21 protein-coding genes are annotated in these 20,457 nt (G+C 62.3%); 12 read left to right on the top strand and 9 right to left on the bottom strand.

Features of this window, described 5'->3' with window-relative positions; translation table 11 throughout:
- Positions 1-109: 109 nt before the first annotated feature.
- Positions 110-484 (bottom strand): hypothetical protein, encoded by a 375-nt coding sequence (locus Q0931_RS05465; RefSeq protein WP_299258048.1) that lies wholly within the window; start codon positions 482-484, stop codon positions 110-112.
- Positions 485-703: 219 nt separating this feature from the next.
- Between Q0931_RS05465 and Q0931_RS05460 the strand changes: the two genes are divergently transcribed.
- Genes Q0931_RS05460 through Q0931_RS05450 form a run of 3 tightly spaced genes read left to right on the top strand, consistent with a single transcriptional unit; the run spans position 704 to position 2,794 of the window.
- Entirely contained in the window at positions 704-1,339 is a 636-nt protein-coding gene (locus Q0931_RS05460; RefSeq protein WP_299258046.1) for a LemA family protein, read from the top strand.
- Between the two features lie 16 nt (positions 1,340-1,355).
- Entirely contained in the window at positions 1,356-2,111 is a 756-nt protein-coding gene (locus Q0931_RS05455) for a TPM domain-containing protein (protein ID WP_299258044.1), read from the top strand.
- Between the two features lie 29 nt (positions 2,112-2,140).
- A complete protein-coding gene (locus Q0931_RS05450; protein ID WP_299258042.1) occupies positions 2,141-2,794 on the top strand; it encodes a TPM domain-containing protein in 654 nt (217 codons plus the stop codon).
- A 98-nt stretch (positions 2,795-2,892) separates the two neighbouring features.
- Here Q0931_RS05450 and Q0931_RS05445 read toward each other — a convergent pair whose 3' ends face one another.
- Both Q0931_RS05445 and Q0931_RS05440 read right to left on the bottom strand, forming a co-directional pair.
- Positions 2,893-3,513 (bottom strand): VTT domain-containing protein, encoded by a 621-nt coding sequence (locus tag Q0931_RS05445; protein WP_299258040.1) that lies wholly within the window; start codon positions 3,511-3,513, stop codon positions 2,893-2,895.
- A gap of 211 nt (positions 3,514-3,724) precedes the next feature.
- Positions 3,725-4,132 (bottom strand): hypothetical protein, encoded by a 408-nt coding sequence (locus tag Q0931_RS05440; RefSeq protein ID WP_299258038.1) that lies wholly within the window; start codon positions 4,130-4,132, stop codon positions 3,725-3,727.
- 408 nt (positions 4,133-4,540) lie between these two features.
- Here Q0931_RS05440 and Q0931_RS05435 point away from each other — a divergent pair, with 408 nt between their 5' ends.
- Positions 4,541-6,778: an NADP-dependent isocitrate dehydrogenase gene (locus tag Q0931_RS05435; protein WP_299258036.1), complete on the top strand. Its 2,238-nt coding sequence runs from the start codon at positions 4,541-4,543 to the stop codon at positions 6,776-6,778.
- A 118-nt stretch (positions 6,779-6,896) separates the two neighbouring features.
- Entirely contained in the window at positions 6,897-7,295 is a 399-nt protein-coding gene (locus Q0931_RS05430; protein WP_299258034.1) for a VOC family protein, read from the top strand.
- Positions 7,296-7,303: 8 nt separating this feature from the next.
- Here the strand turns inward: Q0931_RS05430 and Q0931_RS05425 are convergent, their stop codons facing one another.
- Together Q0931_RS05425 and Q0931_RS05420 are read right to left on the bottom strand one after the other, a co-directional pair.
- A complete protein-coding gene (locus Q0931_RS05425; protein WP_299258032.1) occupies positions 7,304-7,747 on the bottom strand; it encodes an MAPEG family protein in 444 nt (147 codons plus the stop codon).
- A 61-nt stretch (positions 7,748-7,808) separates the two neighbouring features.
- Entirely contained in the window at positions 7,809-8,357 is a 549-nt protein-coding gene (locus Q0931_RS05420) for a carboxypeptidase-like regulatory domain-containing protein (RefSeq protein ID WP_299258030.1), read from the bottom strand.
- 229 nt (positions 8,358-8,586) lie between these two features.
- On the opposite strand from Q0931_RS05420, the gene Q0931_RS05415 reads away from it, so the two are divergent.
- Complete coding sequence (locus tag Q0931_RS05415) at positions 8,587-9,483, top strand: EamA family transporter (protein WP_299258028.1); 897 nt, start codon at positions 8,587-8,589, stop codon at positions 9,481-9,483.
- On the opposite strand, the gene Q0931_RS05410 is transcribed toward Q0931_RS05415, so the two are convergent.
- Positions 9,484-10,482 (bottom strand): LacI family DNA-binding transcriptional regulator, encoded by a 999-nt coding sequence (locus tag Q0931_RS05410; RefSeq protein WP_299258026.1) that lies wholly within the window; start codon positions 10,480-10,482, stop codon positions 9,484-9,486.
- A 141-nt stretch (positions 10,483-10,623) separates the two neighbouring features.
- Between Q0931_RS05410 and Q0931_RS05405 the strand changes: the two genes are divergently transcribed.
- The 4 genes from Q0931_RS05405 (at position 10,624) to Q0931_RS05390 (ending at position 16,443) form a co-directional block, all read left to right on the top strand.
- Positions 10,624-11,988: an MFS transporter gene (locus Q0931_RS05405; protein ID WP_299258024.1), complete on the top strand. Its 1,365-nt coding sequence runs from the start codon at positions 10,624-10,626 to the stop codon at positions 11,986-11,988.
- 40 nt (positions 11,989-12,028) lie between these two features.
- A complete protein-coding gene (locus tag Q0931_RS05400) occupies positions 12,029-14,290 on the top strand; it encodes a glycoside hydrolase family 3 C-terminal domain-containing protein (protein WP_299258022.1) in 2,262 nt (753 codons plus the stop codon).
- Positions 14,291-14,372: 82 nt separating this feature from the next.
- A complete protein-coding gene (locus tag Q0931_RS05395; RefSeq protein WP_299258020.1) occupies positions 14,373-15,434 on the top strand; it encodes a PA0069 family radical SAM protein in 1,062 nt (353 codons plus the stop codon).
- 28 nt (positions 15,435-15,462) lie between these two features.
- Positions 15,463-16,443, top strand: a complete 981-nt coding sequence (locus tag Q0931_RS05390) for a zinc-dependent alcohol dehydrogenase family protein (RefSeq protein ID WP_299258018.1) — start codon at positions 15,463-15,465, stop codon at positions 16,441-16,443.
- A 119-nt stretch (positions 16,444-16,562) separates the two neighbouring features.
- On the opposite strand, the gene Q0931_RS05385 is transcribed toward Q0931_RS05390, so the two are convergent.
- On the bottom strand, positions 16,563-17,666 hold the full coding sequence (locus Q0931_RS05385) for a Gfo/Idh/MocA family oxidoreductase (protein WP_299258017.1): 1,104 nt from the start codon (positions 17,664-17,666) through the stop codon (positions 16,563-16,565).
- A gap of 219 nt (positions 17,667-17,885) precedes the next feature.
- Entirely contained in the window at positions 17,886-18,569 is a 684-nt protein-coding gene (locus Q0931_RS05380; RefSeq protein WP_299258015.1) for a hypothetical protein, read from the bottom strand.
- A gap of 213 nt (positions 18,570-18,782) precedes the next feature.
- Between Q0931_RS05380 and Q0931_RS05375 the strand changes: the two genes are divergently transcribed.
- Both Q0931_RS05375 and Q0931_RS05370 read left to right on the top strand, forming a co-directional pair.
- Complete coding sequence (locus Q0931_RS05375) at positions 18,783-19,142, top strand: translation initiation factor (protein ID WP_299258013.1); 360 nt, start codon at positions 18,783-18,785, stop codon at positions 19,140-19,142.
- A gap of 2 nt (positions 19,143-19,144) precedes the next feature.
- Positions 19,145-19,564 (top strand): YbaY family lipoprotein, encoded by a 420-nt coding sequence (locus tag Q0931_RS05370; protein ID WP_299258011.1) that lies wholly within the window; start codon positions 19,145-19,147, stop codon positions 19,562-19,564.
- Here Q0931_RS05370 and Q0931_RS05365 read toward each other — a convergent pair.
- A complete protein-coding gene (locus Q0931_RS05365; protein ID WP_299258009.1) occupies positions 19,554-20,432 on the bottom strand; it encodes an NAD-dependent protein deacetylase in 879 nt (292 codons plus the stop codon). The genes Q0931_RS05370 and Q0931_RS05365 overlap by 11 nt on opposite strands.
- Positions 20,433-20,457 lie beyond the last annotated feature (25 nt).

Here is a 20,457-nt window from a genome sequence, read left to right as displayed (position 1 = left end):
GTGGGTGATGGCCCTGGCGGTAACAGGGCTGAATCACCGGGTACAGGTCACGGCCTCGGCCGATACGCCTGCCTCATCGTGAAACAGGCGTGCGGGTTCGCCTCGGGGGTTACGGGGCGGTGTCATCCTGAGTGCGCTGGTCGGGTATCTCGGCAGTGCCCCGGTCGGTTTTGGTGGTGTTGTGCTGGTTCATGCTGCCGGCACCGTCCTGCTGACGCTGGCCGTGTGTGCCGGTGGCGGGAGAGGACGGTTCATGCGAGTCCTGCATTTGCTTCTGGCGATCCATTTGCATGCTACCGCTTTGATCCTCCATGCCGCTGGCGCCGCCCTGACGGGACAGCTCGCCGGTGTTCTGGTCAGGCGTTTTCATCGCCTGCGACGATGGAGTCGCCGTGCTGTCCTCCGCCGCCGGTGTCGAGGCCAGCGCCAGCATCGGGACCAGCGTCATTGTCAGTCCCCACAATAGGGTTCGCGATGTTTTCATGACCGTGTTCTCCGAGGCGTTATGCCAGCTCTGAGCATAGAGGGCGCCGGGGTAAATCACCGTCCTTCACGGCTGCTGCTTTGGTCGCGCTGATGCGCCGACATCGCATCAACGACGACGAGTGGCGCGCTGCCATCTAGACTGACATCATCGGTGGCCCATCACGGTGATGGGTTATCTGCATAGAATCCTCAAGCCCGTTCGTTCGAGACCCGACTCATGCCCATGTATTACGATCGCTCTTTTTCACCTCGTCCCCGCGTGCGCCCCCATCACTGGCAGTGGCTGGCACTTTTGTGTCTGTGCTTCGCCCTCTCAGGCTGTGGCATCAACAGGATTCCAACGCTGGATGAACAAGTGAAATCCGCCTGGTCCCAGGTCGAGAACCAGTACCAGCGCCGCGCCGATCTGATCCCCAATCTGGTCGAGACGGTGAAGGGCTATGCCAGTCAGGAGCAGGAGACGCTGACGGCCGTGATCGAGGCGCGCTCGAAGGCGACCTCGATTCAGGTCGATGCCGATACGCTCAACGACCCCGAACAGCTTCAGCAGTTTCAGCAGGCGCAGCGCCAGCTGAGCGGCGCATTGAGTCGTCTGATGGCGGTATCGGAGCGCTATCCGGAGCTCAAGTCGAATCAGAACTTCCTGGCGCTGCAGTCCCAGCTTGAAGGCACGGAAAACCGGATTGCGGTCGCACGGCGCGATTTCATTCAGGCGGTCGAGGCGTATAACACCGAGATCCGTACCTTCCCGGGCAGCATCTGGCACAAGCTGATGTACAGCGACATGCCGATCCGCGAGAACTTCGAGGCCACTGCTGAAAACGCAGACCAGGCGCCGCAGGTGAACTTCTGATGCCACAGGTGATGACTTGAGACAACTGACACGCTCGCTAACCCTCGGTGTTGTGCTGCTGCTGTGCACGGCAGCCGCCCAGGCTGCCCCCGACTTTCCAGAACTGACCGGGCGCGTGGTGGACAACGCCGAACTGCTCGATACAGACACCGAAACGAAGCTCTCTCAGACACTGGCGGCCCATGAAGAGGCCACCGGTGAGCAGGTCGTGGTGGTGACACTGCCCGATCTGGGCGGAGAGCCCATCGAGCAGTACGGCTATCAGCTTGGCCGCGCCTGGGGCATCGGCCAGGAGGGCGAAGACAACGGCGCCCTTTTGATCGTGGCCCTTGATGAGCGCCAGGTGCGCATCGAGGTCGGCTACGGCCTGGAAGGACGTCTGACCGATGCGCAGTCCTCCGCCATCATCAACCAGGTGATCACGCCGGCCTTTCGTGACGGCGACTATGCTCGCGGCATCGTCGAGGGCAGTCAGGCCATGATCCAGGTACTGGGTGGCGACCCGCTGGCGCAGGCTTCCCAGCGTCCCGAGCGCGGCGCCAACGAGTCCCGTGAGCTCGGCGGTGCCGGCATCTGGCTGACGATCCTGATGTTCATCGTTTTGATGATCGTTCGAGGCGGCGGCGGTCGTGGAGGACGAGGCGGTCTGCTCGGTGGCATGCTGCTGGGCGGGGCGCTCGGTGGAGGGGGCCGGTCGGGCGGCGGTCTCGGCGGTGGTGGTTTCAGCGGTGGCGGCGGCTTCGGCGGCGGCGGTGCTTCCGGCGGCTGGTAATGGTCGCGATCAAACAGGGATAACGCGGTATGTCACTACTTAAAGAGCACGAACAGCGCGAGGTGGGCGAGGCGATTGCCCGCGTCGAGCGCGACACCGATGCCGAGATCGTCACGGTACTGGCCCCCCGGGCGGACGACTACGCCTATATCCCGCTGCTGTGGGCGGGGCTGGTGGCCCTGATCGTGCCCGGGGCGCTGGCCGTTCTGGCCGGCTGGTTCGGGCTTGATGTCTTCTGGACCGGCCCCTGGATGGTGCTTTTGGTGCAGTGGGTTTTGTTTGTGGTGCTGGCGGCCATCTTTCGCCTGCCCGGGGTCATTACAAGACTGATCCCGCGGCATGTGCGTTTCTGGCGCGCGGGCAACCTCGCCCGGCGCCAGTTTCTCGAGCAGAACCTGCACCGTACGCAGGATGGCACCGGCGTGCTGATCTTTGTCTCTGAAGCCGAGCGCTATGTCGAGATTCTGGTGGATCAGGGCATTTCCAGCCGGCTGGACAACGCCGCATGGGCCGACATCGTTGCTGATTTCACTCAAAAGGTGCGCGCCGGTCAGACCCAGCAGGGCTTTCTGGACTGCATTCAGGCCTGCGGTGGTCTATTGAAGACCCACGTGCCCGCCACCCACGAGCGCAACGAGCTGCCCAATCGTCTGGTCGTGCTTGGCAGGGATGACATCGGCTGACGCGCCGCCTGGTGAAGCGTGGGCAAACATGCCGGAGACAATAATGCCACCTTCAAAAGGTGGCATTATTTTTAAACAGCGCTGCTGTCGCGACCGTCTCAGCCGGCGCCACCGCCCATCATGCCAACGCCCTTGTAGATCAGATAGCCCACTACCGCGACGACCAGCACGACCATCATGGTGCGTTCATGGCGTTTCCAGAGCCTGAGCGCCCGATCGCCGAAAAAGTGCACCAAAAGCGCCAGTCCAAAATAGCGCGCGCCGCGGGCCAGCAGTGCGGCCAGCATGAACAGGGGGAAGGCATAGCTGGTGCTGCCGGCGACCAGCATGGCGATCTGAAAAGGAATCGGGATGACACCAATGGAGAGCACGGCCAGAAAACCGTTATCGCTGAAGCGCTGATCGAAATCGTTGAACGCCTGCTGCCCCCCAAAAAGCGCAATCAACTGATCGCCGAACTGGCCCATGGCCCAGGCGCCCAGCCCGTAGCCGATCGCAGCGGCCAGCAGATTGCCCGCCAGGGCCACCGTGGCCAGTCGCCAGCGCTTTTCCGGGCGCATCACCATCCAGGGAATCAGAATCGTTTCAATCGGAATCGGGACGATCAGGGTTTCCAGTATCGAGGCCACAAACAGCAGCCAGATGGCCCGGCGATGATCCATCAGTGCGGTAAGCCGGTCACCGAGACGCTGTTTTTGATCCTGCAGGCTCCAGCCCATGGCTTTCCCTGTTCACCCTGTCGTTGATTGCGTGGGCTGGCGTACCAGACGATGCTGATCATCAGCAACGAAACGCGAGCCTGCACGAGCGTTTAACGTCCGACCTGTTGTCTTCAGACGAGATAAAGCCTGACACATAAAAGCGTCCCTGCCTCATGGCAGGGACGCTTTTATCGCAGTTATCGATTGCGCTCAACAAAGCGCGGAACATTTACTGCGAGGTCGTGGCGCTGTCGGAATCGGAAGTGCCCATATTATTTGAGCCGGTCGTATTGCTACCGGAACCTTCCATACTGCCGGTGCCAGAGGTATTGGAACCTGTGCGGCTGTCGATTTTCTGTTTGGCCTTTTCGCCGGCCTTCTGCTTCATGCTGCCGGAACCCATGCTCGACTGGCTGTTTGAGCTGCCAGACCCGGTGTGCTGATCAATCTTGTGACCGGCCTTTTCACCCGCTTTCTGTTTCATGTTGTCCGTCATGCTGCCAGAGCCTGTCTGGCCCTGCTGAGAGGACGTACTGGTGCTGTTGGTCGCCTGCCCGGTAGAGCCGGACTGTTCACCGGCCAAAGCCGGGGTGGTGGCCAGTGCCAGAACGAAGGGTGCTATCCATGTCGCTTTCATATTGCCTCCTGCAATGAATGACTACTTTATTCAGCGAATACCCTTTCAGTATAGAAAGGCTCAACGATTAACCAAGCCCTGCTGACACTTCATAACAAATTCTTTGAGATCGAAGACTGGCCTATCGGGGTGATCACCTCCCGTGGCGAGCGCCCATGCTGCCGACACCGCCCTGCCCATGCGCATCTCGGGGTGCGCTGTTATACTCGCCATGATCGGATCGCTGGTCCATGGGCGCCTGCAGCCCCATGGGTTCCGGGCGCTTCGCAGGCAAGACTCATTCGTCGGGCGAGTGGGTGCGAAGACAGACGATAGACTGCCCTTGCACGACCACTGCGTACCGCTCCAGCTTCATGCAACCGTCATGTATCCCATGCAATCGCAGTGACAAGAGAGGTTTATACCAGGATGTCCAACACGCCGAAAATCATCTACACCCTCACCGACGAAGCACCTGCGCTGGCCACCCATTCGCTGCTCCCCATTGTGGATGCCTTTACCGACTCCGCCGGCATTATCGTTGAAACCCGTGATATTTCACTCGCCGGCCGCATTCTGGCGCAGTTCCCCGATTATCTGAAGGATGATCAGAAGATCGGCGATCATCTGGCCGAGCTGGGCGATCTGGCCAAAACGCCGGAAGCCAACATCATCAAGCTGCCCAATATCAGCGCCTCGGTGCCCCAGCTCAAGGCGGCCGTCAAGGAGCTGCAGGGTCAGGGCTACGCCATCCCCGACTACCCCGAGTCGCCGTCAAGCGATGAAGAGAAGGACATTCGCGCCCGCTTTGACCGCGTCAAGGGCAGTGCCGTCAATCCGGTCCTGCGTGAAGGCAACTCCGATCGTCGCGCGCCGAAATCGGTCAAGAACTACGCGAAGAAGTACCCGCACCGCATGGGCGAGTGGTCGAAGGACTCGAAGTCCCATGTCGCTCACATGAGCGAAGGCGATTTCTACGGCAGCGAACAGTCCGCCGTGATCGACCGGGCCGGCAATCTGAAGATCGAGCTGGTCCAGAACGACGGCACCACGACCGTGCTCAAGGAGAAGGTCGCGGTCACCGAGGGTGAAATCGTCGATGGCGCCAGCATGAGCAGCCGCCAGCTGCGTGCGTTCATTCGCGAGCAGATCGAGGATGCCCGCCAGAAGGGTGTCCTGTTCTCGCTGCACCTGAAAGCCACCATGATGAAGGTCTCCGACCCGATCATGTTCGGCATCGTGGTCGATGAGTTCTATCGTGACGTGCTGGAAAAGCACGGCGATGCCCTCAAGAACGCCGGCTTCAGCCCCAACAGTGGCGTGGGCGATCTCTACTCGGCGCTCTCCTCACTGCCTTCTGACCAGCAGGACGCGATCAAGGCCGACATCGAGGCGCTTTACAAGGCGCGTCCGTCGCTGGCGATGGTCGATTCCAGCAAGGGCATCACCAACCTGCACGTGCCCAGTGATGTCATCATCGACGCCTCCATGCCGGCGATGATTCGTGACTCCGGCAAGATGTGGGGCGCAGACGATGCGCGTCACGATGCCAAGGCCGTGATCCCGGACCGCTGCTACGCCACCATCTATCAGGCCACCATCGAGGACTGCCAGAAAAACGGCGCCTTCGATCCGACCACCATGGGCAGCGTGCCCAATGTCGGCCTGATGGCCCAGAAGGCCGAAGAGTACGGCTCCCACGACAAGACCTTCCAGATTCCGGCCGACGGCACCGTACGTGTCACGGAAGAGAACGGCAACGTGCTGTTCGAGCACGCGGTCGAGCGCGAGGACATCTGGCGCATGTGTCAGACAAAGGACGCGCCGATCCAGGACTGGGTGAAGCTCGCCGTGACCCGTGCCCGCGACAGCCAGACGCCGGCGATCTTCTGGCTCGACAGCGCGCGCGCCCACGACGCGCAGATGATCAAGAAGGTCGAGCAGTACCTGAAGGATCACGACACCAGCGGTCTGGATATCCAGATCATGGCGCCGGTCGAGGCCATGCGGTACACCCTGGAGCGCACGCGTCGCGGCGAGGACACCATCTCGGTCACCGGTAATGTGCTGCGTGACTACCTCACCGACCTGTTCCCGATCATGGAGCTGGGCACCAGTGCCAAGATGCTCTCGATTGTGCCGCTGATGAACGGCGGTGGCCTGTTCGAGACCGGCGCCGGTGGCTCCGCGCCCAAGCACGTGCAGCAGCTGGTGGAAGAAAACCATCTGCGCTGGGATTCCCTCGGTGAATTCCTCGCGCTGGCGGCGTCGCTGGAGCATCTGGGCAAGACGTTTGATAACCAGCGCGCCCTCGTGCTGGCCAACGCGCTGGATCGCGCCAACGGCGAGTTTCTGGACAGCGACAAGTCGCCCAAACGCAAGACCGGTGAGCTGGATAACCGCGGCAGCCACTTCTATCTGGCGCTGTACTGGGCGAAGGCACTGTCCGAACAGAACGACGATGCCGAGCTCAAAAGGCTCTTCGGCGAGCTTTATGAAACGCTCAGCAATAACGAGCAGGCGATCCTCGATGAGCTTAACGGCGTGCAGGGCAAGGCGGTCGAGATCAAGGGCTACTATCACCCGGACATCGAACTGGCCGGCCAGGCCATGCGTCCGAGCCGCATCCTCAATGACGCACTCGCCACACTCTCCAAAAAGAGCTGAAGCGTTAATGCGTGACTGTCAGCGATGACAGGCCATACCAAAACCGGCGCCTCAGGGCGCCGGTTTTTTATTACCCTTCAGGATGTGCCAACCGCTCACAGGTCAGGGAAATCACCTCATGCCGCCATCACTGAGTCGCATCGATCACATCCATGTATTTGTCACCGACCGCACGGCTGCCGAGCGCTGGTATCAGCAGGTGCTGGGTCTTGAGCGTGTCGCTGCGCTGGCGTTCTGGGCCGATGATCCGAAGGGTCCGTTGATCATCGCTGATGGCACCGGCGCCATCTGCCTGTCGTTGTTCGAGCGTGCGCCCATCAACGTTCGATCCACCATCGCACTTGGCGTCAGCGGCCATCAGTTTTGTCAGTGGCAGAATTGGCTGTCGCAGCAGCTGCCCTTGCCACCCCGGATCGAGGATCACCAGGTGGCCTGGTCGCTCTATTTCAATGACCCCGACAGCAACCCTTTCGAGATCACGACCTACGATCGTGATATACCGATAAGGAGTGAGTGAACCGCCTGTCAGACCCCACCGGAAGAAAACAGCGTGACCACCACCGCCCGCACGGCAAGCCAGACCAGGGCGATGGTCGATACCAGAAACAGCGGAAAGCGCACCGCGACTCGATTGGCGGTGGCCTGATAAACGGAGTGGATGATGCGAAACAACACATACCCCCAGGCCAAGAAGACATCCACGGGACTGGCGCCCATCATGGCCAGAATGATGACCGCCGGATAAAAGATCGTGGGCTGCTCCATCAGATGGGTGTAATTGTGCGCTTTCCAGTTGGCGCGCTCGGGCAGCACGCCCTCCAGATCCTGACCGCGTCCTCCCGGACGGGCTGTTGTCAGATCGCTGCCGGTAGCCTTCATCGCTCTGAAACGACTGAAGGCCATCCAGAACAGCATGACCAGTGACCACAGGATCAATACGGCAGCAGGCGCTAGCATGGCGGCTTTCATCAATGTTCTCCGATAAACGGGGTGCGATAACCAAAGGGCTACTGGCGCCCACTGCGATGGATCACCGACTCAGATCCACCCTGACCGAGCCGCCGTCCTTTACCCGCACCTGCTTGAGAATGAACGGGCTGCGCCCCTGACCATCGGGGAGCGCCACGGTGCCGGCGACGTAAAAGGTGCCAGCCGGAATGCCGGTGGCGGTAAAGTAGCCGTTGGCGTCAGTAGTGATCACATGGGTATAGGCCTGAGCGCGCGGGTCCGCCGGCTCGACGCGCTGACCCGCCAGTGCCTTGTCGGCGGCTTCGGCCGAGTACTCGGTCGCCGGCGCGATCGAAACCTTCTCGTGATCGCCGTAGACGGTCTGCCCCGAGGTCAACTGATAGGCCAGACGACCCTTGATGGTCGCGGTACCGGTCCTGGGCAGGGCAGCGTAGGTGTCGGCCGGGAAGGGGACCTGCCTAGGCACGGTCGCCTCGACCGGACGCTGGCTGGAAAGCCCCGGGATATGCCCGGCGCCGGGAATGTTCTGCGCCATTCGCTGCACGCTTTCACAGCCACCCAGTCCCAGTGCCAGCAGACCGATGCCTGCCATTTGCTGCCAGTAACGCATGATGCCTTCTCCTGCCGTCGTGCTGTTCAGGGTCGTTGAAACGGCTGACAAGCTTACCGCCGAAGACGCTGGCGTCCACGCTTTTCTGCGTGCCGGCCGCTGACCGAGACCGCCGGGACATATCGCTCCCCCCAGTTCATCTGACGTACGCCGGTGATGCCCTGCTAGAATAAGCTGACCTCACCTGTCATCACGTCAGCGAGGCGTCCTTTTCCACTCGGGAGCCACCGTGCCTCTTCGCGATTTCTATCTGGTGCTGGTCGTCATTCTGGTCTGGGCGTTCAATAACATCATGATCAAGCTGGGCCTTGATGAGATGCCGCCACTGCTGCTGACGACCCTGCGCTTTGTACTGGTGGCCGCACTGATCGTGCCCTTCACCCGGATCACGCGGGTACAGCTGCCGCTGGTGCTGAAGCTGGCTGCCAGTTTCGGTCTGATGCACTTTGGTTTTCTGTTCATCGGCCTCAACTACGCCGAAGCCGGCACCGGGGCCCTGCTGGTACAGCTGGGGACGCCCTTTGCCACCATTCTGGCCGCCATCTTTTTGAAGGAGCGTCTGCGGTTGAAGCCGGTGCTCGGCATGCTGGTCTCCTTTTCCGGCGTGGTGGTGCTGGCCGGCGGGCCCACCCTGCCCGGCCCGCTGGCGCTCACGCTGCTGCTGTTGAGCGCACTGGGCTGGGCGATTACCAACCTGCTGGTCAAGACGGGCCCGGAGATCGCGCCGCTGACCATGGCCGGCTGGCTGTCGATGTTTGCCATTCCGCTGGTCGGGATGGGGTCACTCATATTCGAACAGCATCAGTGGATGGCCATGACCCAGGCCGGCTGGCGCGGCTGGGGGGCGGTCATCTACAGCGCCGTGATGTCCTCGATCCTCGCCTATGGCCTGTGGAACACCCTGCTGCGACGGCATTCGGTAGCACGTCTCATTCCGCTGTCGCTGCTGACCCCGGTCGTGGTGGTGCTGCTGGGCGTGCTGATGCTGGACGAGAGCATGGCGCTCAACAAGCTCATCGGCGGCGCCCTGGTGGTCGGCGGGATCGCCATCATCAATATCAGGCGGCTCAAAAGGGCGCCCGTCAGGGGTGCTCCCGCTGGAGGCATCGCCCCCCGGCAGAAATGATCATGTCCTCCACGGGCCGACCGTCTCCCGCTCGATCAAGGTGGGCATGAAAGGCGTCGAGGCCGGCAGCGAGGCGCCCGCAATCAGCTTGAGAAGCCGCTCGGCGGCCGCCTGCGCCATCTCCTCGAGGGGGGCATGAACGGTCGTCAGGGCCGGCACGACATGTCGGGCACAGGCTTCATTGTCATAACCTACCAGCGACATGGCTCGAGGCACCGCCACCCCTCGCGCCCGCAGGATCGTCATGGCGCCCAGCGCCATGTCGTCGTTGCCGGCCACTACCGCCGTAACGGCCATCTCCCGCGCCAGTAGCGTCATCATGCCCTGCTCGCCCCCCTGCTCGGTGAAATCGCCCTCGATGATGGCCTGCTCGTCCACCGGAATGCCCCGTTCGTGCAGGGCCCTTTGATAGCCGGCTAGGCGTTCGGCCGCGTCCTGCTGTCGCAGCGGCCCGGTCAGACAGGCGATGCTTTGATGCCCCTGGTCCAGCAGATGACGGGTGGCCAGATAACCGCCGTACTCGTTGTCCAGAGAGATGCAGTGCGCGTCAATGTCCGGCACCCGTCGATTGAACACCACCAGTGGCGTGGTGGTGGCCAGCGCTGTCAGGGTCTCATCGGAGAGTGCATCGGCATGCACGATCAGCCCGTCACAGCGTCGCCCCAGCAGAAAGTTCACGGCCTCCTGCTCACGTGCCGCTTCACCGCCACCGGAGGCCACCAGCAGGGAGACATTGGCGCGGCGCAGCGTCGCCTCCAGCGTCATCATCACCCGTCCCATGAAGGGGCCGGCCAGATGCGAAATCACCAGTCCTACCCCCTCCAGCCGGTTGGAGGCCAGCGAGCGGGCAAAGGCGTTGGGGGCATACCCCATGGCGCTGATGGCGACCTCGACACGGGCCCTGGTGTCGGCGCTGACCGGCACCTCACCCTTCATGACGCGAGACACCGTGGCAGGAGAGACGCCGGCGTGCGCGGCAACCTCGCGAATGGTCGGCATAATGTTGTCCCTTGAATGATCCGGCTACTTGACCAGATGCCATGCGTCACGGCAAGCAGACGTCGCCGGCCCCTTGCCTGTCGTCGCCTTACCGACACTGCTTCCAAGGTCGCATAGTGGGATGGCGCTCGACGCGCCATCATGAAACCGGTTTCATGGACGCCCATCGACGACAAGGATGTCTCAATGCTGAACGTGCAGGAGAAACTGAGTTACGGGCTGGGTGACTTTGCCAGTGCCTTCACGTGGGCCTCGCTATCGCTGTATCTGATGTACTTCTACACCGACGTGTTCGGCATCAGCCCGGCGCTGGTCGGGACGCTGTTTCTGGTGACCCGACTGTGGGACGCTGTCACCGATCCGGCCGTAGGTCTGCTGGCCGATCGCACCCGCACCCGTTTTGGCCGGCTGCGCCCTTATCTGCTCTTTTTCTCGCTGCCGCTCGGGGCCATGCTGGCCCTGACCTTTACGACCCCTGCACTGAGTGAAAACGGCCGCATCATTTACGCCTTTGTGACCTACATCACGCTGATGGGGCTTTATACGCTGGTCAATATTCCCTACTCGGCGCTGCCGGTGTCGATGACCACCGACAACGACGAGCGCCGCCAGCTGACCAACTACCGCATGCTGCTCTCCTACATCGCCTTTGTGGTGATCAGCTATGCCACGCTGCCGCTGGTGGGATGGCTGGGCGATGGCGATGAGCAGCGTGGCTTCGCGCTGACCTACGCCCTTTATGGCGCGATCACCTTTGCCGTGTTCCTGCTGACCTTCAAGGGCGTGCGCGAGCGTTACGTGGAGGGTGACAGCGCCAGCAACCCGCTTGAAAGCCTTGCCCACATCGCCCGGGCCCGGCCGTTCTGGATCATGTTCGCCACCAGCATCCTGATCTTCACCCTCATGCTGATGCCGGACTCGGCGGCCATCTACTTCTTCAAATACTACCTGGGTAAAGAATCCTCGGTGTCGCTGTTTCTGGCCATGGGCTACGCCAGCATGGTGGCGGGGGTAATCTTCAATCAGCTGGTGATGCGTCGCTTCTGCAAGCGCCGCGTCATGATCGGCGCCAACCTGGCCTACGGCGTCGCGCTGGCCAGCTTTTTCATGGCGGCTGACCTGGGCGCGGCGTTCTACTTTGCCGCCTTCATGGCCGCCAAGTTCATCAACGGCATTATCGCGCCCACCATGTGGGCGATGGTCGGTGATATCGCCGATTACGTGGAGTACCAAAGCGGCCGCCGTGCCACCGGCACCACCAGCGCCGTCACCTTCAGCCATAAATTCGGCATGAGCATCGGCGGGCTTGTGACCGGCGTGCTGTTCAGTATCTATGGCTATACCCCCAATACCGAGCAGAGCGAGACCGTGCTGGTGCTGATCAAGTCCATGATGAGCGTGCTACCGGCCGTGGGCGCGCTCGGGGTGGCGGCGCTGATGCTGATCTACCCGCTGGGGGATCGCCGCATGGCCGAGATCCGCACGGCCAAGCCCACGGCGGCATAAATCTACTCGCTCCCCCTCTGACCCACAAGGAAGCCACTGCATGAGCACCCTGAAAAGACTGATTTCCCGGATGACGCTGGAGGAGAAGGCCGGCCTGTGCTCGGGGGATCAATTCTGGCGCACGAAAGCCGTCGAGCGCCTGGGCATCCCCGCGATCAATCTTTCCGACGGACCACATGGACTGCGCGCGCAGGGTGAGGAGCAGGATCATCTGGGCGTCAATGACAGCAGGCCGGCCACCTGCTTCCCCACGGCGGCGGGTCTTGCCAGCTCCTGGAGTGTCGAGCTGCTCGAGCAGCTTGGCGCTGCACTGGGGGATGAAGCCCAGGCCGAGGGGCTGCATGTGGTGCTGGGGCCGGGGGCCAACATCAAGCGCTCGCCGCTGTGCGGGCGCAACTTCGAGTACTTCTCCGAAGACCCGCTGCTCTCCTCGCATCTGGCCGCTGCCCATATTCGCGGCACCCAGTCGCGCGGGGTGGGCAGCTCGCTCAAGCATTTTGCCGCCAACAATCAGGAGCATCGCCGCATGTCGGTGGATGCCCGCATCGACGAACGCACCCTGCGCGAGATCTACCTGGCAAGCTTTGAACATGCGGTAAAGGAAGCACAGCCCTGGACGGTGATGTGCGCCTATAACCGGCTTAACGGCGAGTACTGCAGCGAACATGCGCGGCTTCTGACCACGATTTTGCGCGATGAATGGGGCTTTGAAGGCTTCGTGGTGTCTGACTGGGGCGCGGTCAACGAGCGCGTGCCGGGCCTTGAAGCCGGCATGGAGCTCGAGATGCCCGCCTCCGGCGGTGAGCGTGATGCGCAGATCGTCGCGGCCGTCAGAGAGGGCCGGCTGGAGGAGGCGGTGCTGGATCGCGCCGTCGAGCGGCTTTTGCGCATCACCTTCAGGGCCGTCGATGCGCGCCAGGAAAGCGCCGAATTCGACGCCGACGCCCATCATCAGCTCGCCCGACGCATCGCCTGCGAGAGCATGGTCCTGCTGCAAAACGATGGCATCCTGCCGCTGTCCAACGAACGCCGCGTGGCGATTATCGGCGAGTTTGCCGAGCGCCCGCGCTATCAGGGCGGCGGCAGCTCGCACGTCAACGCCACCCGTGTCGAGCCGCTGCTGGAGGCGCTCGAGACCCGGGGCGCCCTGTTTGACTACCTCAAGGGCTTCGAGATCGATCGGGACACTCCTGATCCCCGGCTCGAGCAGGCCGCGGCCGAGGGGGCGCGCACCGCAGAGGTCGCCGTGCTCTGTCTGGGCCTGCCGGACCGTCACGAATCGGAGGGCTATGACCGCACCCATCTGAACCTGCCGGCCAACCAGCTCGCCCTGATCGCGGCGGTCACCCGCGTACAGCCCAACACCGTGGTGGTGCTGGCCAACGGTGCCCCGATCGCCATGCCCTGGGCCGGGCAGGTCAGCGCCATTCTGGAAGGCTATCTGGGCGGTCAGGCGGTGGGCGCGGCACTGGCCGACCTGCTCTATGGCGAGGTCTCGCCGAGCGGCAAGCTGGCCGAAACCTTCCCGCATCGGCTGGAGGACACACCGGCCCATCTCAACTTCCCCGGTGACAGCGATGTGGTGCGCTATGGCGAAGGTATTTTTGTGGGCTATCGCCACTATGACACGCTCGGCACCGACCCCCTGTTCCCCTTCGGTCACGGCCTGAGCTATAGCCGCTTTGACTACGCCAACCTGACGCTCTCTGCCAGCGACTTCGACGGTCAGGGCAGCCTGACGGTCAGTTGTGACATCACCAACAGCGGCGAGCGGGAGGCCAGCGAGATCGTGCAGCTCTACCTGAGCGACCGGACACAGAGCGTGCCGATGGCGGCGCAGGCCCTGCGCGGTTTCGATCGGGTGACGCTTGCCCCCGGCGAGACCGCACGGATCGAGATGGGGCTGTCGCGGCGGGACTTCTGCTGGTACGACGCCGAACGTGCCGACTGGCGCCTGCCCACCGGCATCTTCGAGGTCCGCATCGGCGCCTCCTCCCGCGACATCCGCCTGAACCAGTGCATTGAGGTCCGCGGCGATGCGGTGGCGCTGCCCGTGATCGATCGCAATATCCTGATGGGTGATCTTCAGCGCCATGAGGGCGCCACCCGGGTGCTGCGCCAGCATCTTGCCGATATTGCCGATGAACTGCCCATGCTCAACGGCCTGATGTCGCGCGACGGCGGTGACGACCTGATGGATGCCATGGGCCACTACCTGCCGCTGCGGGCGCTGGTTTCCTTTTCAGGGTTCACCGAGGCGCGCCTTGAAGACCTGCTCAAGGATCTAAAGGCACTGGCGTAGCCTTTTGTATAACGGCCAATAGTGGCTTGGGTTCTCTCTGCAATAACTGTATATTTAAACAGTACTCAGAGAGGATTTCGCCATGTCGGGTGGACCCATGACCGGCCGCGGTGCCAGTGGCAATCTGCATCACCGCTTCGATCGTATCCGTATTGAGGCGGTCGATGACGGCTGGTGGCAGGAGGATGCGCCCGCCAGTCGGGCCACCGAGGTACGTCTGGAACAGAGCCGAACGGCGATCTCGCGCAATCAGTCACCGGACATGCCCTTTTCACGCTCGCTCAACCCCTACCGGGGCTGTGAGCACGGCTGCATCTATTGCTTTGCCCGCCCCTCTCACGCCTACTGGGATCTGTCACCGGGGCTTGATTTTGAAACGCGCCTGATTGCCCGCACCAACCTGCCCGTGCGGCTGACCGAGGAACTTGCCGCCCCCGGCTACGTCTGCGAGCCCATCGCGCTGGGCGCCAATACCGACCCCTATCAGCCCATCGAGCGTCAGCACCAGTTGAGCCGACAGGTGCTCGAAATTCTGCTGCGTCATCGACATCCGCTGACCATCACCACCCGTAGCGCGCTGATTCTGCGCGACCTGGACCTGCTCACCGAGCTGGCAGCCCTGCGACTGGTCCGGGTCTTTATCAGCTTCACCACGCTGAGCAGTGATCTCAAGCGGGTCATGGAACCGCGGGCGGCCTCGCCCGGTGCGCGACTGAAGGTGATTCGTACGCTGCGCGAGGCGGGGGTGCCGGTCGGCATCATTACCGCACCGATGATCCCCATGATCAACGACATGGAACTGGAGAAACTTCTGCAGGCGGGCCTTGATGCCGGTGCCACCAGCGCCGGCTACACCCTGTTGCGCCTGCCCCTTGAAGTGCGCCCGCTGTTCGAGCAGTGGCTGCTCGAGCATTTTCCGGACCGGGCCGCGCACGTCATGAGTCTGATTCGCCAGTCGCGCGGCGGACGTGATTACGACAGCCGCTTTGGCCATCGCCTGCGTGGCGAAGGGCCCTTTGCCGATCTGCTGGCCCAACGCTTTCGCCTGAGTATTCGACGCCTCGGGCTCAATCGGCGCCGCGAGGAAGAGCGCCTCGACACCACACGATTTGCACCGCCTCATCAGCAGATCGGACTATTTTAACCACAACAATTCAAAAGGAGGACATCCCATGACAGCTGCCAATGCCCGCCCTGATCTGATGACCGATATGCCGGACCCTGCACTGCGCTATCACCGCTTCGGCTCACCGCTGGAGGTGTTGCACCTGGAACCACAGCCCGACGGCCCCCTGCCTCAGGAGCAGATGCGCGTACGCATGAGCTGCGCGCCCATCAACCCCTCGGATCTGATCCCGATTGCCGGCGCCTATCGTCACCGGGTTATGCCGCCGCTGGTGGCCGGGCATGAAGGCGTGGGCATGGTGACCCAGGCCCACGGTGCATGGCGCGCGCTCAAGGGGCGCCGAGTGCTGCCGCTGCGTGGGCCCGGCACCTGGCAGCAGTCGCTGGACTGCGATCCGCGCCTGGCAGTGCCCGTCCCCGACGATATCCCCGATCATGTAGCGGCGCGGGCCTGGATCAATCCGATGACGGCCATGGCCATGCTGCGGCGCTGGCCGGTAGAAGGATGCCATGTGCTCCTGACCGCGGCCGGTTCGAACTGCGCGCGGCTGCTGGCCCAGTGGGCGCTGTGCTGTGGCGCCCGTTCGGTGACCGGCATCTGCCGCAGTGCCCATCACCGCGAGGCGCTGACCGACATGGGCGTTCACGTCCTGGATCAGGAAGATCACGCCGCCATCGATGCGGCCGCGGGGCGCGCCGAGCGCCTGTTTGATGCCACCGGCGGGCGGCTGGCCGATCGCCTGCTGACCCATATGGCGCCCGAAGGCATCTTTGTTGCCTATGGTCTGCTCTCCGGCGCCCCCATCAGTCCGCGCAACATGAACGCCCGCGTGCGTCATTTTCATCTGCGTGATCATATTGCCGGGCTGAATCATCTCCAGTGGCAGGAGAGCTTTAAAACCCTCTGGGCGCTGCTGCGTGACATCGACATGCCCGCAACACGGGATTTCAGACTCACCGACTGGCGCCAGGCACTGATCTGGCACGACAGCCATCCGGCCGTGAAACCCATGCTGATGCTTTCCTGATCATGCCGGCACGCCCTTCATGCGTCACTCGGCCTGAACAGCTGGCATAAAAAGACCGGCATGAAAAAGGACCGCCCTGTCAGGCGGCCCTTTTGCCATTACGCAGTGTGGCAGATCACTCAGCTACCGCTGATGGTCTCGACGCTGACCACTTCCGGCGGCTCGGCCGGCGTCAGGCGACGCACCTGGTCCGGGCGAATCCGGCTGCGATACTCAAGCGGTTCGAGCGACTGCGGCTGGCCGGTGGTCAGCGCGCGCTCGATGGCGTCCAGAATGCGCACATCGCGCAGCCCTTCCATGCCGTCGGCCTCGGGCGCGATGTCATTGAGAATGCAGTGCGAGAAGTAGTCGGTCTGCCCGCCAAACTGCTCGACCGCGCCGGGCGAGTGCGCCGTGGTCTCGCCGTTAACGCTCAGGTCATAGTCGATCGACACACCGGGGCCGAACATATAGCTGGGCCGTGCCAACAGCGCGCCGCGCTCGCCGACCAACGAAAAGTAATTGTGCCCACTGGTGGCATAGCTGACGAAGAACTGGGCCAGCCGCCCTTCGGGGAAACGCAGGCTGACGGTCACGCTGTCATCGCAGGTGTAGTCGCGCCCCGGCGTGTTATCGCTCATGGCGCTGACCTCGATCGGCTCGGCACCAAACAGATGGCGCACCGCGTTGATCGGGTAGGTGCCCATGTCGGGCACGGGTCCGGCCCAGTAGCCGTGCAGGGCGCGGTGGTTTTTCGGATTGAGATCCTGGGTCAGCTGGGAGGAGAACGTGCGAGGCGCGCCGATGGTGCCCTCGCGCATGTGCTGAATCATTTCCAGCGTACCCGGCTCGTGGTGCAGCCGGTAGGCGATCATCAGTTTCGCATTGCCGCGCTCGGCGGCCTCGATCATCGCCTGGCAGTCCTCGATGCTGGTCGCCATCGGCTTTTCCAGCAGCACGTGGATACCCGCTTCCAACGCCGGCACGGTGTCCTGACGATGACGAAAATTGGGGGTAGCAACATAGACGGCGTCGATTTCGCCGGACTTTAGAAGCGTCTCGTATTCGTCGTAGCCATGGACCTTGAGGTTGTAGCGCTTGCCCAGCACCTCGGCCTTTTTCAGGTCGCCGGTGACCAGCGCCGTCATCTCCGAATTATCGCTGGCAGTAATACCCGGCATGAACGCGCCCTGCGAGATTTCTCCACCGCCAACCACGGCGTAGCGCACCTTTCCCTGTGCCATGTGAACTCCTGATGTGTTCGTGAATGAAAACGGTCCCATCAAGTTTGGCGCAAGCCTTCGATGCTGTCAGGTAAAGCGGCCATATTCATGTGACATCAGGCTTTTCTCAGCCGGTTCGGCTGGCACCAATGTCCGGCCGGGGCAGGCAGCAGGGCAATGCCGAATCCTGGCTACAAAAAAGCCCCGCCAAAGCGGGGCAGGCCTCACGAGAAATCGGAATCAAAACGTGTATTCGACACCAATGACGGCGACCGGATAGACGTTGTATTTGTTGAGATCATCACGCAGATCATCTTCCTGATCGCGCGCTTCCTGCTCTGCAATGGGACGCACTCCCGGAATATTGAGTGCATCGCCCCGCGGCGTCAGAGATACGCTGGGATCAATCCAGAAGGCACCGGCTTCAGCATAGAAGCCCAGCCCCTGTTTGGAACTATTGCGCCAGCCAATGCCCAGATAGGGCTCGACCCCATTGGAAAGCCTGCCGTGACCATCCAGTCGAGCATCATCGGCGCTGATGGAGATGCCGCCTAAATCGTCAAACGTTTCGTCACCGGTATAGCGACCGACTGCCCTGAGCTGGATATCCGGCTTGACGGCACCTGCCGAGATGAAAAAGCCGCTGTTGACCCACGGATAGACATCCAGCTTGAGGCTGTAGATATCCATGTCGACTTCACCCTTGTAGGTGACATCGCCGTTGGTGTGGTCCAGATCATCGTAGTTGTAACCGCTATAGCCGGCCGTCAGTGCAAAGTGATCATGAAAGCGCCAGCTCACGTTGGCACCCAGACCGGTCGTACCGGCGCTGCCGGCCACTGACCAGTGGTCTTCCGCCATGGCGGCGGCGCTGGTAGTCAGCAGCAGGGAGCCGGTGATGACGGCAGTAGCGATACGACGCATGATGTAGCCTCTCTGGAATGATCAAGGTTGCGGTGCGCCGATGAGGTCGACGTCATTTAATAACCACGAGTTTACTCAGCGCATCGGCGATCAATTCAGAGAAAAGCGGAAGTTTGGGTCTGCATTTCTCACCCGGCGCCTTCTCCTGTCGTTTCGAAGGACACAGGCGTTGCGCTATTGTTGAGCCTTCATGAGGCGAGCGGGAGTCAAGCAATGTCATCACTGCGCGATCAGTTGAGCCGCAAGGTGTATTCCACCGACACCGGGGATATGCGCAAGCACGATGAAAGCGAGGACCAGAAGGCGCAGGAGGCCGCGCGTCTGGCGGCCCTGGATGGCGTGGTACGCATCAAGCGTGAGACAGCCGGCCGCAAGGGCAAGGGCGTGACGACCCTGCACGGCATCGCCCTGGGCACCGAAGAACTCAAGGCGCTGTTGCAGGTGCTGAAAAAACGCTGTGGCAGCGGCGGCACGCTCAAGGATGGCATCATCGAGATTCAGGGCGATCATCGCGATACGCTGCGCGCCGAGCTGGAAAAGCGCGGCCATACCGTCAAGCTGGCAGGAGGCTGAACATGCCCATCCGTGGTTACCGCCCCGTGGTATCCGCCGCACCGCTGGTGCTGACAGCCCTTCTGAGCGGCTGTTCGCTGTTTTCAGGCGGCCCCGATTTCGCCACGCTTTCGGGCGAGGCTGTCAGCGACGAGCAGGCACCGATTGCCAATGATGCCCGGCTGGAAATTCGCCTGCTGGACCTCACCCAAGGGCGTACCACCATCGCCCAGGTGGATCAAAAGACGCACGGGCGCTGGCCGGTGCCTTTCATGCTGCAGTATGACCGTCATTACATCGACAGTGATCGCCGCTACGCCCTGAGTGCCGCGCTGCACGAAGGCGACAACACGCGCTATCTGACGCTGGAGCCGCTGCCGGTGCTGACCAATGGCGCGCCCTCGCAGCAGGTGCGTGTTCCGCTCTCGCCGATCAGCCGATAACGCTTGCGTTCGATCCCTCAAGCCCTGCCAGCAGTGCTGTCAGGGTCTGATCGATGGCGCCGTCAATCTTGAAGGTAAAAAGATCGTCGGCGCGGGTATGCCCACGGTTGATACATACCAGCGGCATACCCTTCGACGCGGCATGTCGGGCGAAGCGAAAGCCTGAAAACACCATCAGCGATGACCCCACCACCAGCAGCGCCTGACTGCCATCGAGCATCGACATGGCACGCGCCAGCCGCCAGCGCGGCACGTTGTCACCGAAAAACACCACCTCGGGCTTGAGGATACCGTGACCGCAGCGCGGACAGTCCGGCAGCCTGAAGCTCGAGAAGTCCACATCCTCCAGATAGGCATCACCGTCCGGGGCGATCTCGGCTTCCATGCCCACCCAGTCCGGGTTGAGCGTGGCCAGATGGTCATGGAGCACATGGCGGCGCACCAGCAGATTGCACTGCATGCAGCGGACCAGGTCGGCGCGGCCGTGCAGATCCACCACGCGCCGACTGCCCGCCTTCTGATGCAGGCGATCGACATTTTGCGTGATGATGCCCTCGATAAAGCCCTGTGCCTCAAGCTCTGCCAGTGTCCGGTGCGCACGACCGGGCGACGCGTGTGCGAGCAGGCGAAAGCCGACCAGACTGCGTGCCCAGTAGCGCTGACGCCCGAGGTGGCTTTTCATGTAGACCTGATGGGTCATGGGCGGTGGCCGTTTCCACTCGCCCCTTTCATTTCGATAATCGGGAATCCCGCTGTCGGTGCTGACCCCGGCGCCTGTCAGAACGCACAGGCGGGGATGGCGCCGAACCAGATCGATCAGTGCCTGTTCATCGGCACCCATCGGGCTACCTGTGACAACACTACTCATGCCCTCTCCTTGCAACCTGTCGGCC

The organism is uncultured Kushneria sp., assembly GCF_947497025.1.
Lineage (GTDB): Bacteria > Pseudomonadota > Gammaproteobacteria > Pseudomonadales > Halomonadaceae > Kushneria.
This window is presented reverse-complemented; position numbering and strand designations above follow the sequence as displayed.

What these genes read in the sequence shown, in the direction of transcription:
- Q0931_RS05465 (WP_299258048.1), bottom strand. Translation starts at nt 484, where the DNA reads ATGAAAACATCGCGAACCCTATTGTGGGGACTGACAATGACGCTGGTC.
- Q0931_RS05460 (WP_299258046.1), top strand. Translation starts at nt 704, where the DNA reads ATGCCCATGTATTACGATCGCTCTTTTTCACCTCGTCCCCGCGTGCGC.
- Q0931_RS05450 (WP_299258042.1), top strand. Translation starts at nt 2,141, where the DNA reads ATGTCACTACTTAAAGAGCACGAACAGCGCGAGGTGGGCGAGGCGATT.
- Q0931_RS05445 (WP_299258040.1), bottom strand. Translation starts at nt 3,513, where the DNA reads ATGGGCTGGAGCCTGCAGGATCAAAAACAGCGTCTCGGTGACCGGCTT.
- Q0931_RS05440 (WP_299258038.1), bottom strand. Translation starts at nt 4,132, where the DNA reads ATGAAAGCGACATGGATAGCACCCTTCGTTCTGGCACTGGCCACCACC.
- Q0931_RS05435 (WP_299258036.1), top strand. Translation starts at nt 4,541, where the DNA reads ATGTCCAACACGCCGAAAATCATCTACACCCTCACCGACGAAGCACCT.
- Q0931_RS05430 (WP_299258034.1), top strand. Translation starts at nt 6,897, where the DNA reads ATGCCGCCATCACTGAGTCGCATCGATCACATCCATGTATTTGTCACC.
- Q0931_RS05425 (WP_299258032.1), bottom strand. Translation starts at nt 7,747, where the DNA reads ATGAAAGCCGCCATGCTAGCGCCTGCTGCCGTATTGATCCTGTGGTCA.
- Q0931_RS05420 (WP_299258030.1), bottom strand. Translation starts at nt 8,357, where the DNA reads ATGCGTTACTGGCAGCAAATGGCAGGCATCGGTCTGCTGGCACTGGGA.
- Q0931_RS05410 (WP_299258026.1), bottom strand. Translation starts at nt 10,482, where the DNA reads ATGCCGACCATTCGCGAGGTTGCCGCGCACGCCGGCGTCTCTCCTGCC.
- Q0931_RS05405 (WP_299258024.1), top strand. Translation starts at nt 10,624, where the DNA reads ATGAAACCGGTTTCATGGACGCCCATCGACGACAAGGATGTCTCAATG.
- Q0931_RS05400 (WP_299258022.1), top strand. Translation starts at nt 12,029, where the DNA reads ATGAGCACCCTGAAAAGACTGATTTCCCGGATGACGCTGGAGGAGAAG.
- Q0931_RS05395 (WP_299258020.1), top strand. Translation starts at nt 14,373, where the DNA reads ATGTCGGGTGGACCCATGACCGGCCGCGGTGCCAGTGGCAATCTGCAT.
- Q0931_RS05390 (WP_299258018.1), top strand. Translation starts at nt 15,463, where the DNA reads ATGACAGCTGCCAATGCCCGCCCTGATCTGATGACCGATATGCCGGAC.
- Q0931_RS05385 (WP_299258017.1), bottom strand. Translation starts at nt 17,666, where the DNA reads ATGGCACAGGGAAAGGTGCGCTACGCCGTGGTTGGCGGTGGAGAAATC.
- Q0931_RS05380 (WP_299258015.1), bottom strand. Translation starts at nt 18,569, where the DNA reads ATGCGTCGTATCGCTACTGCCGTCATCACCGGCTCCCTGCTGCTGACT.
- Q0931_RS05375 (WP_299258013.1), top strand. Translation starts at nt 18,783, where the DNA reads ATGTCATCACTGCGCGATCAGTTGAGCCGCAAGGTGTATTCCACCGAC.
- Q0931_RS05370 (WP_299258011.1), top strand. Translation starts at nt 19,145, where the DNA reads ATGCCCATCCGTGGTTACCGCCCCGTGGTATCCGCCGCACCGCTGGTG.
- Q0931_RS05365 (WP_299258009.1), bottom strand. Translation starts at nt 20,432, where the DNA reads ATGAGTAGTGTTGTCACAGGTAGCCCGATGGGTGCCGATGAACAGGCA.